Origin of the sequence: Ruegeria sp. HKCCA0235A (assembly GCF_013033235.1) — a bacterium.
In the GTDB taxonomy this organism is placed as follows: domain Bacteria; phylum Pseudomonadota; class Alphaproteobacteria; order Rhodobacterales; family Rhodobacteraceae; genus Ruegeria.
On record NZ_WQDQ01000004.1, the window covers coordinates 139,399 to 152,166 of the forward strand.

The window sequence follows — 12,768 nt, forward strand, 5'->3', positions numbered from 1 at the left end:
GTTTCTGGTCGCGGATCTGAGCTTCGGTTTGCGTCTTCTTTTCTGGACCGGGGTGATGGTTCTTGCCCTGACAGTCACCGGGTTGGCGCGCAACTTGATGCAGAAAAACCCCGTTCTGTTGAATGTTCCTGTCCGTGATCTGGCATTCGCGGCACTGATCCTGGTTCTGTTCACGCCGTCCCTTTGGATGTTGGCATGGATCCTGTTCACCTGCGGAGGTCACATGGCACCAGGCGCCCAGACCGTCGCGGTATATGGGGTCCTGTTTGCAACGGGCTTGGTTCTTGTGCAACGCAATGATCTGAACCCATTGATGGCCTCGACACCTGAAACCGAGAGGCCGCGCCTGATCAGGCGTCTGCCGCCTGACTTCCATGGTCAAATCCATCGTTTGACGGTCAGGGACCACAATGTGGATATTGTCACTTCGGAAGGCACGTTCACGGTCCGCTCACGCTTTACGGACGCAATTGCCGAGATGGAGCCGGTTCCCGGACACTGTTCGCACCGTTCACATTGGGTGGTGGACGCGTCCATCGTAGGGGTTGAAAAATCGGGGGGCAAAACCTTTTTGCGCCTGATGAACGGCGATCTGGTTCCAGTAAGCCGCAAGTACAAACCGAAATTGGAAGAAGACGGGTTGATCTGAACTCAACGCGGCATTGGAATCATCTGTGGTTGCTGGCCCGTCAGAATGGCCATGGCGTCCGAGCCCATGAGATCGGAAAGTGCCCGATCCGAACTGCGCAACCCCCCGGTGTAAGTTCCGTAGGCAGGCAGGATCAGCCGATTTCTGTCCAGCAGAAAGGCAGGTCGGGAAATGTGCCTGCCTTTCGTCCGAATCTGTGCTTTCGGATGAAAATGGCCTGAAACTTCACCTTGCGGCCGATCCTGGGCGATGTGACGAAAGACGAGAGGGCCGCACTGCCATTCGACCAGATGAGAGCCCCCCATCTCGATCGGGCCGGGATCGTGATTGCCTTCGATCCAGATCCATTGGCGCCCGGCCTGCAAAGTCGCAATCCTCAACCCTTCTGTGTTGGGCAAGGCCTGGGCCGCTTCGAGATCGTCAAAGCTGTCACCCAGGCAGATGACGGTTTCGGCGTTGGTGTGTTCCAGATCGCGGGCCAGCCGGTCAAGCGTTTCGCGACTGTCATAAGGCGGCAGCGTAGCCCCGCGCCGACGGGCCATACGTTCGGATTTTCCCAGATGCAGGTCCGAAACACAGAGCAGTCGCCGCGCCGGCCACCATAATGCGCCAGACGGCAACGCAGCGAGTTGCTGGCCTGCAAAGGAAAACTTGCACACGTTCATGATACGTTCTTGGCCTGATTCCACATCTTGCGCAAGGGAATCAAAGCTGGTCCAGCCCGGCGGCTTCCAGCAGGCGCGCGCTTTCTTCTGCAAGCAGCCTTTCTTCGGCGGCCCCTTTGACAGGCACCTTTCCGACCTCAAGAAACAGCGGCGCGGCCAGTGGGGAAACGCGGTCTAGACGCAGCAGGTCGATGCGGTCGCCGATGCGCGCCAGCATTGCCTCGATCCGACCGAAGTCAACCAACCCGCGCATGGCTTCTTCGCGGGTGATCTGCATCAACAGATGATCGGGATCATATTTCAGCAAAGTGTCATAGAGAATATCTGACGAAAACGTGGCTTGCCGCCCGGTTTTCCGTTGCCCGGCCATGTTGCGTTCGATCAGACCGGCAATCGTGGCCGACGCGCGAAAGGTACGCTTCATGACTGCGTTGCCTGCCAGCCATGTGTCCAGCCCGTCACGCAGCGCTTCGGGTTGAAACAAAGGGCGTGGGTCAGTGACCGCATCCAAACCCCAAATCAGCGTGGCATAGTCTGTGGCGACAAACCCCAGCGGCGCCAAACCGGTATCCTCCATCCGCTTGGTCAACAGCAGCCCCAGTGTTTGTTGCGCGTTGCGGCCAGCGAATCCGTATACGCACAGATGCTCTCGCCCGTCGCTTGGAAAGCTTTCGATCAGCAGACGATCCCGTTGAGGCAGGCGGGACATTTGACGCTGCAAGTCCAGCCAATCAGCCGTATGGGAGGGCAGGTGCGGCCAGTCAGTTTGGGCGAACATGCGCAGAATGCGGTCGCTGAGTTGCGTTGAGGTCGCAAATTTCGTGCCCGAGAAGGTCGCGATCTTTGGTTTGCGATCGGCGCGACGGCTGACTTCGACCACCATTTCGCGCAGACCTTCATACCGTACGATCTGTCCGCCGATCAGGAAGGTATCGCCGGAGGTCAGCGAAGCAGCAAAGGCTTCCTCGACTTCGCCCAACGGTTTACCGCCACGGCTGCGTTTAAGGCGAACTTTGAGTGTATCCGTGTCCTGAATCGTGCCCAGATTCATGCGAATGCGCGACGCTGCGCGAGGATCGCGCAATTGCCATTGCCCGTCGGCACGCTTCTGCAACCTTTGCCATCGATCATAGGCGCGCAAGGCGTAGCCGCCGGTGGCACAGAAATCCAGACAGGCGTCAAACTCGGGTCGGGTCAACTGTGCGTAAGGTCCGGCGGATGTCATCTCGGCATATAGATCATCAGCGTCAAAGGGCCCGGCACAGGCCGCAATCAGAATGTGCTGGCACAACACATCGCGGGGGCCGGGGCCTCGGGGTTCTCCGTCCAGTTCATGGGCTTTGGCAGCCTCGAGCGCAGCGACGCATTCGACAACCTCAAAACGGTTCGCAGGAACCAGCAGCGCCTTGGAAGGCGCGTTGTAGCGGTGGTTGGCCCGACCAATCCTTTGCACCAGCCGCTTGACGTTCTTGGGCGCACCGATCTGAATCACCAAATCGACATCGCCCCAATCAATGCCCAGATCGAGGCTGCCGGTGCAGACGATGGCACGCAATTCGCCACGCACCATCGCGGCCTCGACCCGCTCGCGTTGCTGTCGGTCAAGGCTGCCATGATGGATGCCGATGGGCAGGCCGTCGTCATTCGCCAGCCATAGATTGTGAAAGTAGATCTCGGCCTGCGCGCGGGTGTTGTGAAAAATCAGAGTGGTCTTGTGCCGCCGGATCTGGTCCAGCACAGCCGGAATCGAATAGGCCGCGCCTCCGCCGGACCAGGGCGGCATTTCCGTTGTTTCCAACATCTGGATGTCCGGGTCCGGGCCGGGATCGGCCTGCACGATCTGGCAGGGGTCCGGGTGGCGCGCCAGAAAGCCGGCAATTGCCGCGGGGTCTTCGACTGTGGCTGAGAGGCCTACACGACGCAGACCCGGGTTGAGGCGCTGAAGACGTGCCAGGGCCAGCATCAGCTGATCGCCGCGCTTGCTTTCCGCCAGCGCGTGGACTTCGTCGACGATGATCCGCTGTACCCCATCGAACATGCGCGGCGCATCTTCGTACGAGGTCAGCAGTGCAAGGCTTTCCGGTGTGGTCAGCAGGATATGGGGCGGATCGGCCCTTTGGCGTTTTTTCTGCGTGGCCGAGGTGTCACCGGTGCGATCTTCGATCCGGATGGGCAGGCCGATCTCATCCACCGGGGTGCGCAGGTTACGTTTGATATCCGCCGCCAGCGCCTTGAGCGGCGAGACATAGAGCGTATGCAAACCGTTGTGGCCAACGTCGGCCAGCTCGGACAGGGAAGGCAGAAATCCGGCCATGGTCTTGCCGCCACCGGTTGGGGCGATCAGCAGGGTTGCCGGTTCCTTCGCCCGGTCGAACATCTCTTTCTGATGTGGGTGGATGGACCAGTCTTTGGAGGAGAACCACGTACCAATCCGAGCGGGAATCTGCGTCATGGTTGCAGATTACCCGCCCGGAGGAGGGATTGGCACGGCGTTATTTGACGATTTTCTCGTCTTTTACGAACATGTTGGCCCAGGCACGGTCAATCAGGTCCGGACTCATCTGATAAGGGATGCCTTCGAACTCGCAGATCGAGATCATCTGATCAATCAGGAAGATCGGTTGGTAGTTGGCATAAATATTGTTGATGGTCGGGTACTTGACCTTCAACAGGTGCACCAATGCCGCCTCATCCAAAGGCATTCCGCGTTTGCGGGCCACCATGGCAAAGATCTTCAGGAAGTTCTCCTGATTGGGGCCGTCAATCTTGATCTTGAAGAAGATCCGGCGCAAGGCCGCTTGGTCGAAGATCTCATTGGGGTGGAAGTTGGTCGAGAAGATGACCAGCGTGTCAAACGGAACTTCGAACTTTTCACCTGATTGCAGGCCGAGGATATCCTTGTTTTCTTCAAGCGGGACAATCCAACGGTTGACCAGCGCCTGCGGCGGTTCGGCCTGACGGCCAAGGTCATCTACGATGAAAATGCCACCGGTGGATTTCAGTTGCAACGGGGCCTGATAGGTTCGGGCGGTCGGATTGTAGACCAGATCCAACATACTGAGCGAGAGCTCACCACCGGTTACGACGGTAGGGCGTTCGCATTGCACATAGCGAGAATCGAACCGCTTGCGACGACGCAGGCTGTTGGGGTCGTCCGGCTCCTGTTCGATCGCCGTGTGCACGATCGGGTCATAGACCGTGATCACCTGACCTGCATATTCGATAGCATAGGGCACATAGACGTTATCACCCAACGCATCCCGGATGCCGTTCGAGATCGAGGATTTACCGTTGCCCGGAGGACCGTACATCAGAATCGACCGGCCCGCGCTAACCGCCGGGCCCAGATGGTCCAGCAGGCTGTCGGGCAGAACGAGATGACCCATTGCGCCAACCAGTTGCTCTCGCGTGACTTGAATATTTCGGATCGACTGGCGTTTGACCTGCTCGCGATAGACATCCAGCGGCACCGGCATCGCGCCGAAATATTCGGATTGGCTCAGCGCATCCAGCGCACGGGCCTTGCCTGCATCGGTCAGCTGATACCCCATCTCATTGCCGCTGTTGGCGTTCAGTGTCCCGGTCGCTTCAAGCAGTTTCTGATCGCGCGCGATATCGACCAGTTCCTGAGTTACCGATCCCGGGAGACAGATCGCTTCGGCCACTTCAGATACCGTGCTCGCGTTTTTGCGAAAAACCGTCTTCAGAAGGATGTCCCGCATCATTACAAGCGGAAGCTTCATTTCGCCCAAACCCTTGGGGGCAGGGGGGGCCATAACAGAGGAATTCTGCATATTCATGCGCGGTGCTCGTCCATCAATTTGTCACGCCAAGAACCCGAAAAAGGGCGTCTTGAAGAAAAATGAACCAGCTTTGTGGCGGGACAAAGGCAGCGACAAGGCGCGCTGATGATAGTTTACGATCCGAGAACAGTACCCAAAATCAGGTACATGGCCAATGATCCGCCCAGGGCGAAACCCATCGGAAACTGCTTGCCCCGGCTCCAGCTTTCCCAATGCGGCGCGATCGTGCGCAACCTTGTGATTTTGGCCAAACGATGTGTGACCACGGCAGCCAGAACGCAGGCGGTCAGGATCATCAGTATAATTCTCAGATCGCCCAGCCAGACAAACGCCGAAGCGGCGGCCAGAAATTTGGCATCGCCTGCGCCCATGGTGCCCGCGGCATTCAGGAAGATACCGATAACCAAAACCACAACGATATGCAGCAATTGCCAGAAATAGATCGGCATAGACACGGTGATCGGCCCCAGATTGCCGCTGAGGCTGCCTGTAGACCAGGGTGGAATGGCGATCAGACCTATCACGATGTAAACCAGCGTCAGCGCAAGGACTGCATGGTTCTTGATCCGCATCTCACGCATATCCGTGAAGGCCACGTAAAAGCAGATCGGCAGCACAAACGGCAGAAACCAGGCCGCTGCCACTGCGGGTATTTGCATGTGTCAGGCCCCTTCAAGCGCCCGAAGCGAGCGGACCGCCTCGTCGAAATGCTGCGGGTGGGTTGAAATGGCTTCGCGGAACAGGTTCTTGGCGGTGGTTATATCGCCCTGCTTGACTGCCGAAATACCCATCGTGTTGAGCAGACGCGCCCGCTCGACCTGAGTCATCGGGACGACTGGCAGGCTGTAGTTGCCTTGCGCCGATCGGGCCAAAACCAGGTTGTTCTTGGCGGTAAACAGCGAATTGTCCTGTCGGATCGCTTCCGAGAACAACCGCTCCGCTTCGGCATATTCGCCGCGAGTCAATTTGGAATAGCCCCAGTTGTTCATCACACTGCCCGGACGTGTCGTCAGCCCGACAGCGGTTTCATAGAAATGATCCGCGCGTTTCCACTCTTTCCGGGAATCCGCAACGACTGCCTCGAGTCGATACCGTTTGAAGGTTTCAAAGGTGGGGGGAACCGAATCCAGAACCGTTTTGGCCTGCGACCAGTCGCCGTTTCGGACCAAGGCGTCCGCGTATTCAACCTTGTCCGCGGCGTTCGTGCCCTTCATCGTTGTGACGCGCTTCCATGCGGTCACGGCCTCGGTCGTGCGTTTGGCACGGCCCAAAGAAATTGCCAGTCCGCGCTGAAGATCGATCCGGTCCGGGTTCTTGAGCGCTGCACCGTGGAAATAGGTCACTGCTTCGTTTGGATCTGCGGCGCTCAGAAGCACATCATTCAGGTTTGTTTCGTCAATAACGTTCACTTCCTGAAACGTTCGTTCAACCTTTTCCTCTTCGGTTTCCTTTGCGCAGGCCGACAGGATCAGACCACTGATAACAACACTCGGAATCAAGAATTGCTGGCGCATTTTTTGCGTCCTTTACTGCTCTCGCCTCAATTACTGGATCTTGCGTAGCGTGAATTGCCCGTCGCCAAGCTGCTCCAGTGTGTATTCTTGTTGTTCTTGTGGGGTATTATTAACAGGATTTTCCATTTTTGCGAGCGCTAAGCGCAGATTGTCCCGGATTGCGTCACTTTCGCCATTGTCTAGTGCATAGGCCCGCTGAAACACTTGCGCGGCCTCGGGGTATTCCTGTTTTTCCATCAGCAGGACGCCGAGATTGTTCCAGGCAACCGGCCAGTCCGTGTCGTCTTCGACGGCTCTGCGCAGCAGTTTTTCGGCCTGTCCCAAGCGGCGTAGCCCCACATTTGCGGTACCCAGAGAAGTCAGGACCTGGGGCGTCATACCCTGTTCAAGCGCGGCCCGGGTAAAGGTTTCAAGCGCCAGTTCGTATTCTCCGGCGGCCATCAATCTGTTTCCGACCTCGATGTTGTCCTCTGCTTGACCCTTGGCGTCAATTCCCGGTGCATCCAATCCGTTGGATGACAGGCCTTCTGTGCAAGAAGCCACCATGGCAAAAACCATGGTGGCCCGGAGCATTCGGCGAAACCCGGAAGGGAAGCACCTGAATTCAGCTTTCATATGGTTCTATCCGACCTAGCGTCCAAAACTCGAAATAACATTCGCCGACGGGCCAACCAGAATAATCAGCAGCGGCGGGACCGTCAGCATCATTGTGACAAGAGTCATCTTGGTCGGCAACTTGTTCGCGGCCTCCTCGGCGCGCATCACGCGTTTGTCGCGCATCTCGCCGGCGTAAACCCGCAACGCCTCGGCAATCGATGTACCAAATGTCGCCGATTGGATCATAACGGTGACAAAAGAGTTCACATCCTGCACACCACATCGCACGCCGAAATCACGCAGGACGGTGTCCTTGTCCTTACCAGCCTTCATTTCGTGCGCGACAGTTTCGAATTCCTGCGCGATATCCGGATATGACGCACTCATTTCGCTGGCAACGCGAACGATGGCCTGATCAAGCGATTGACCGGCCTCGACACAGACCAGCATCAAATCGAGCGTATCAGGAAAGCCAGCGGTAATTGCTTCCTTCCGTTCTTCAACCCGGCGCGTGATCCAGTATTTTGGTGCGAAATAGCCAATCGCGCCGGGGACAAGCACCCGGATCATCATCTGTGTTCCGGTAAATTCCTGGCCGCCGGAAAAGACCGTGACCAGCAGAACACCAATGAGAATACCAAGGATACCCAAGGAAAACTGCGCAAAGTGGAAGAACCGAACCGAATCCTTCGACCTGTAGCCCGCCTGGCGCAGCTTCAGCTCGACGGCCGAGTATTCTTCTTCGTTCTTGGGTTCAAGGAATGTTGCGAACTTCTCAAGCTGCTCGTTTCGGCTTGAGTTTCGAAGCTGCTCTTTCTTCCCTTTTTTCTGCTTTGGAGGAGCCGCATTCGATCTTTGCAGTTTCTTCAGGGGGTCTTCCGGCTGCTTCATCATCAGTGTGACAGCGACCAGAACCATAAGCAGGCCAAGTACGCCGACAATGATAAGGGGGCCGAATTCGCCCAGGTGCTGGGTTAACAGGTCATTGATGCTGGTCAGGAATTCCATTGTGCTGCCCTCAGACCTTGATGTTGGTGATGATTTTCATGACGATCAGGTTCAATGTCAGCAGGATGGCGACAACAAAACACGCGGGAATAAACCATGGGTGATCCAGCACCTCGTCGTAATAGCCCGGATCTTTGACCAAGATGAAAATCAGACAGGCAACGGGAAACCCGGACAGGAACTTGCCGGACCATTGTGCCTCGGCCGTAATCGCCTTGACGCGACGGAACAGGCGAAAACGAGCGCGGATCACCTTTGCCAATCCGGCCAGAATTTCGGCAAGGTTGCCGCCGGATTGCTGCTGAATACCCACGGCTACGGCAAGAAAGCGCATATCCTGCATGTCCAATCGTTCAGCCATGTCCTTCAGCGCCTCGCCCACATCGCGACCATAGGCACATTCATCAGCGATAACGCCAAATTCGGTTCCCAGCGGATCCTGAACTTCGTTTGCAACCACCTGAATCGTCGACACAAATGGATTGCCAACACGCAGAGATCGAACCATCAGCTCAACCGCATCGGGCAGTTGTTCTTCAATCATACCCATGCGTTTCTTGGCCTTGTGGTTGACCCAGGCGTAAACGCCGCCGATGCCGATTGCGATGGAAACAACGATACGAAGTGCCGTGTCCGTAGCGGTGCCAATGCTCAAACCCACAAAGGCCATGGCTGATACCAGACCCATGATCATGATCAATTGACGGGGAGAGAACGCGATTGCAGCCTTTTGCGCCTTGTCGGCAAGAAGTGAGTACAGAGGAATGCTCTGCGATTTCATATGCTGCTGCATCTCTTTGCGCAGCTGCTCCAGCACCTGTTCGCGTCCGGCACCTTTTTCCAGCATATCCAGGCGTCGGTTGACCCGGCTGTTCAGGCTGATGGACTTGCCGAAGGCGACAAGATAGATGCCCTCGACCAAGGCAAGAACCCCCACAAAGATGGCGACATAAATGATCGCCTCCATAGGCAATTGCATACCTGGTTCTCCTACATTGTGGTTGGGTCGTAGATGGACGCTGGCAAGTCAAAGCCCCACAGACGGAACCGTTCCGAATAGTGGCTGCGGACGCCAGTGGCGGTGAAATGCCCGATGATCTTGTTGTCTGGTGTCAGGCCAACGCGTTGAAAACGAAAGATTTCCTGCATGGAAATCACGTCCCCTTCCATCCCGGTGATCTCGGTGATCGAGGTCATCCGGCGTGAACCGTCCTGTAGGCGGCTGGCCTGCACGATCAGGTTCACAGCCGAGGCGATCTGACTGCGGACCGCCTTGATCGGCATTTCGATCCCGGCCATCGCGATCATGTTTTCCAGACGTGAAATGCCGTCACGGGCCGAGTTGGCGTGAATCGTGGTCATCGATCCGTCGTGACCGGTGTTCATGGCCTGCAACATGTCGATGACCTCGGCGCCGCGTGTCTCACCCACGATGATGCGGTCAGGACGCATACGCAGGGCGTTTTTCAGACAGTCGCGCGGGCTGACTTCACCTTTGCCTTCCACGTTGGGCGGGCGGCTTTCCATCCGACCCACATGCGTCTGTTGCAGCTGAAGTTCCGCCGTGTCCTCGATGGTCAGGATCCGCTCGGCATCGTCGATGAAGCTGGACAGGGCGTTGAGCGTGGTTGTTTTACCCGAACCCGTACCCCCGGAAACGATGATATTCAGTCGGGTGGACACGGCGGCCTGCAAATACGCGGCCATTTCTTCGGTGAACGCACCGAAATTGACCAGATCATCAATGCCCAGCTTGTCTTTCTTGAATTTACGAATGGAAACAAGCGATCCGTCCACCGCGATCGGAGGCACCATGGCATTGAAACGCGATCCATCGGCCAGACGGGCGTCAACATACGGATTGGATTCATCGACGCGGCGGCCCACGGCGGACACGATCTTGTCGATGATCCGCATCAGGTGCTTTTCATCCTTGAAGGTAATGTCGCTGAGTTCCAGCTTGCCGGCACGTTCCACAAAAATCTGTTGTGGACCATTCACCAGAATATCGTTGACCGAATCGTCCTGAAGCAGCGCCTCAAGCGGGCCGAGACCCGTTACCTCGTCATACAGTTCCTTGTTCAGTTGGGACCGGTCTTCGCGGTTCAGAACAATGTTTCTTGTTTCCAGAACTTCGCTGGCGATAGCACTGATTTCAGTGCGCAACTCGGCTTCGCCGGCGTTTTCCAGCGCTGCCAGGTTCAGGTTCTCCAGCAGCTCGCGGTGCAGTTCGATCTTGATCTCACCCAACCGCTCCTTGCGTTTTCGGTCTTTGTCTGAACTTGCGACCTCACCTGCAATCTTTTTCACGGGTTTGCGTGCCACCGCGGTCGCAACAGGTGTCGCCTGTGCAGAAGACGCCGTTGTTTCAGCCGGTTGTGCCGGCGTTTTGACGGGCTGCGCTGCAGGTTGCTTTTTGTATCTTGAAAACACGGCTTATCCCCCCTTTGGGATGATGTTACGCAGCTTCTTCGGCACTGCTGCCGAGGCTGTGAAGCGACTTCGCCAGCTTTGCGATTTCCCGGCGCAACGGGTTCTTGGCGGCCGCATTTGCCAGAGGCAGACCATGATCCCCACTTTGCATGACCGGTTTGCCACCATCAGGCAGCAGCAGGTCGATGGAGATTCCAAGACTTTCCCCCATGCGTTTCACGCGGCTTTTCCCGTTCAGATCGGTAAATTTCGGCGCTCGGTTCAACGCGAAACGCAGCTTGTTGAATGGCAGTTCCTCTGCCTGCAACGCACGCTTCAGGCGCAGGGCATTCTGGGCGGACCGCATGTCCAGCTCGATCAGGGCGAAATACACATGGGCGGCCTGCAAAACTGTTTCCGACCACAGGACCAGCGTTTTTGGCATGTCGACAATGACATAGTCGAAATGCGCGCGCGCCATGTCGATCACGCGCTGAATGTCTTCCGGAGTGATCAAGTCCAGTGGCACCATATCGGAGGGTGCGGTTAAAACCTGAAGCTTTTCTTCATATGTTTGAAGGGCTTGCGAGAATACTTCGCTGTCCATCGCATCGGTGTCCGACAGCATTTCAAACACGGTCTCTCGTCGCGGCAGATCCAGATAGGTGGAAACGGTCCCGTATTGCAGGTCCAGATCGATCAGACACACGGTCGGCGCGTCTTTGTCAGAGGCACAGGCCAGTTCCCAGGCCAGGTTAACGGCCAGTGTCGTTGCGCCGACACCACCTGCCAGGCCCTGAACGACAAACAAAGCGCCTTCTTTGGACGCGCCGCCGGCCAAAGGAACGGCGGCTGCTTGCGCAACGGCAACCGGGTCGGGCTGCTTCATACGCTCAATGGCTTCCTGCAATTCGCCTTCGGGAAGAGGATAGGGCACGAACTCGTCAGCACCCTTGCGCAACAGTTGGTGCAGGGATGCCGGAGTAACATCCTCGGCGATCAGAACAACTTTTACTTTTTTTTCATTGGCTTGAGTGATTATCTCACCTAGCAGAGAAAGGTTGTCTTCGTCTTCTCCGTCGATCGCCAGTGCTACGAATTCCAGCGTTTCAGCTTCGGGTTGGCTGAAAAAGGCCAACGCTTCTGCAAATCCCAGGTCTCCCCAGCGTTCGCCCAAGATGGCTTCCATGTCTTCGATCAGAAGGTCGAAATTCTGAACATCCCGACTGATGGTGCAGGCCAAGATTGCAGTATTGTCGTCTTGCGGCGTCGCGCTGGTCATAAACACTATCCTCGTCGTGAGGGCTCAGCATGTCATATGAACGAAATCCGCCAGATTGATGTGCTGTCGCCCCAATACGGTCAAATTTGGCCGCAGGTCACCCTATTGTTCACAATGTTGCTTTGAAGTTGGGCGAGAATTGGGCGCAAAAGAACCAATTGTAGGGAAATGGGCGACGATGTCGCCCATTTCAAACGTATTATCCACCGCTGCCAGCGTCTTGGGCGTTCACTTCCTGAATCTGGCTTACAGCGGTCGCACTTTCCACATATTCGCGGTAAATGATCTGAGCGTACTTGCCGTCCAGAAGCTGCGGGTTGCGATCAACGAATCCCGAAACTTCAGTGACCGTTCTGCGATTCCTGCGATCCCTGTTTTGCGTTGCGATCAACGGTTGCGTTTTGCCAAACGATACCACCGCCTCAAGCCGTGAGCGCGAGATACCCTGCTGCCCCAAAAACGCGACGACTGCTTGAGCGCGGCGAAGGCCAAGGCTTTTGTTGTAGCTGGCCGACCCCACAGCATCCGTATGTCCGTAAACGCGGAACCGGGCCTCGGGGAACTGCTTGATCCAGTCAGCCTGTTGCAAAAGAATGCGCTGAGCCGAAGCATCGAGTTGCGAGCTGTTGAACGCAAAGTTTACCTGGCTGGGTACATCCGCGGCAAACCGGCGGCTGAGAATCTGCGCGTAGGTTAATTCGCCGCTTTGTACCTGGACGTTGTTGAGCGTCGCGTTCCCGAAAGTGCCTGTATCGATCTCGTACCCGGCCTCGCGGGTGCATGCGGCGACAGCGACCGAAAGACCCAGTGTGATGATCCACTTATGCATTGGTCCTAT

The 12,768-nt window shown here is 56.6% G+C and carries 12 protein-coding genes; 1 reads left to right on the top strand and 11 read right to left on the bottom strand.

The features are described 5' to 3' along the window. The first annotated feature begins 28 nt into the window (after positions 1-28). The gene (locus GOW56_RS08730) at positions 29-649 is read left to right on the top strand and encodes a LytTR family DNA-binding domain-containing protein (protein ID WP_253285386.1); all 621 of its coding nucleotides are present in this window, start codon (positions 29-31) and stop codon (positions 647-649) included. Positions 650-651: 2 nt separating this feature from the next. On the opposite strand, the gene pdeM is transcribed toward GOW56_RS08730, so the two are convergent. The 11 genes from pdeM to GOW56_RS08785 all read right to left on the bottom strand — a co-directional run bounded on the left by pdeM (position 652) and on the right by GOW56_RS08785 (position 12,759). Beyond that, entirely contained in the window at positions 652-1,314 is a 663-nt protein-coding gene (pdeM, locus tag GOW56_RS08735; RefSeq protein ID WP_171205635.1) for a ligase-associated DNA damage response endonuclease PdeM, read from the bottom strand. 40 nt (positions 1,315-1,354) lie between these two features. Further along, entirely contained in the window at positions 1,355-3,766 is a 2,412-nt protein-coding gene (locus tag GOW56_RS08740) for a ligase-associated DNA damage response DEXH box helicase (protein WP_171205636.1), read from the bottom strand. 40 nt (positions 3,767-3,806) lie between these two features. Then, positions 3,807-5,114, bottom strand: a complete 1,308-nt coding sequence (locus GOW56_RS08745) for an ATPase (RefSeq protein ID WP_152457240.1) — start codon at positions 5,112-5,114, stop codon at positions 3,807-3,809. A 116-nt stretch (positions 5,115-5,230) separates the two neighbouring features. Beyond that, a complete protein-coding gene (locus GOW56_RS08750) occupies positions 5,231-5,776 on the bottom strand; it encodes a prepilin peptidase (protein WP_171205637.1) in 546 nt (181 codons plus the stop codon). Between the two features lie 3 nt (positions 5,777-5,779). After that, positions 5,780-6,631, bottom strand: a complete 852-nt coding sequence (locus tag GOW56_RS08755; protein ID WP_171205638.1) for a lipopolysaccharide assembly protein LapB — start codon at positions 6,629-6,631, stop codon at positions 5,780-5,782. Between the two features lie 30 nt (positions 6,632-6,661). Continuing rightward, entirely contained in the window at positions 6,662-7,204 is a 543-nt protein-coding gene (locus GOW56_RS08760) for a tetratricopeptide repeat protein (RefSeq protein ID WP_371419729.1), read from the bottom strand. Positions 7,205-7,261: 57 nt separating this feature from the next. Continuing rightward, entirely contained in the window at positions 7,262-8,236 is a 975-nt protein-coding gene (locus tag GOW56_RS08765; RefSeq protein WP_171117514.1) for a type II secretion system F family protein, read from the bottom strand. Between the two features lie 10 nt (positions 8,237-8,246). Then, the gene (locus GOW56_RS08770; RefSeq protein ID WP_152457244.1) at positions 8,247-9,215 is read right to left on the bottom strand and encodes a type II secretion system F family protein; all 969 of its coding nucleotides are present in this window, start codon (positions 9,213-9,215) and stop codon (positions 8,247-8,249) included. Positions 9,216-9,226: 11 nt separating this feature from the next. Continuing rightward, a complete protein-coding gene (locus GOW56_RS08775; protein ID WP_171170842.1) occupies positions 9,227-10,669 on the bottom strand; it encodes a CpaF family protein in 1,443 nt (480 codons plus the stop codon). Between the two features lie 25 nt (positions 10,670-10,694). Further along, a complete protein-coding gene (locus GOW56_RS08780; protein ID WP_152457246.1) occupies positions 10,695-11,930 on the bottom strand; it encodes an AAA family ATPase in 1,236 nt (411 codons plus the stop codon). 199 nt (positions 11,931-12,129) lie between these two features. Further along, positions 12,130-12,759 carry an OmpA family protein gene (locus GOW56_RS08785; RefSeq protein WP_152457247.1) on the bottom strand — a complete coding sequence of 210 codons (630 nt, stop codon included), beginning with the start codon at positions 12,757-12,759 and terminating at the stop codon, positions 12,130-12,132. Positions 12,760-12,768: the final 9 nt, after the last annotated feature.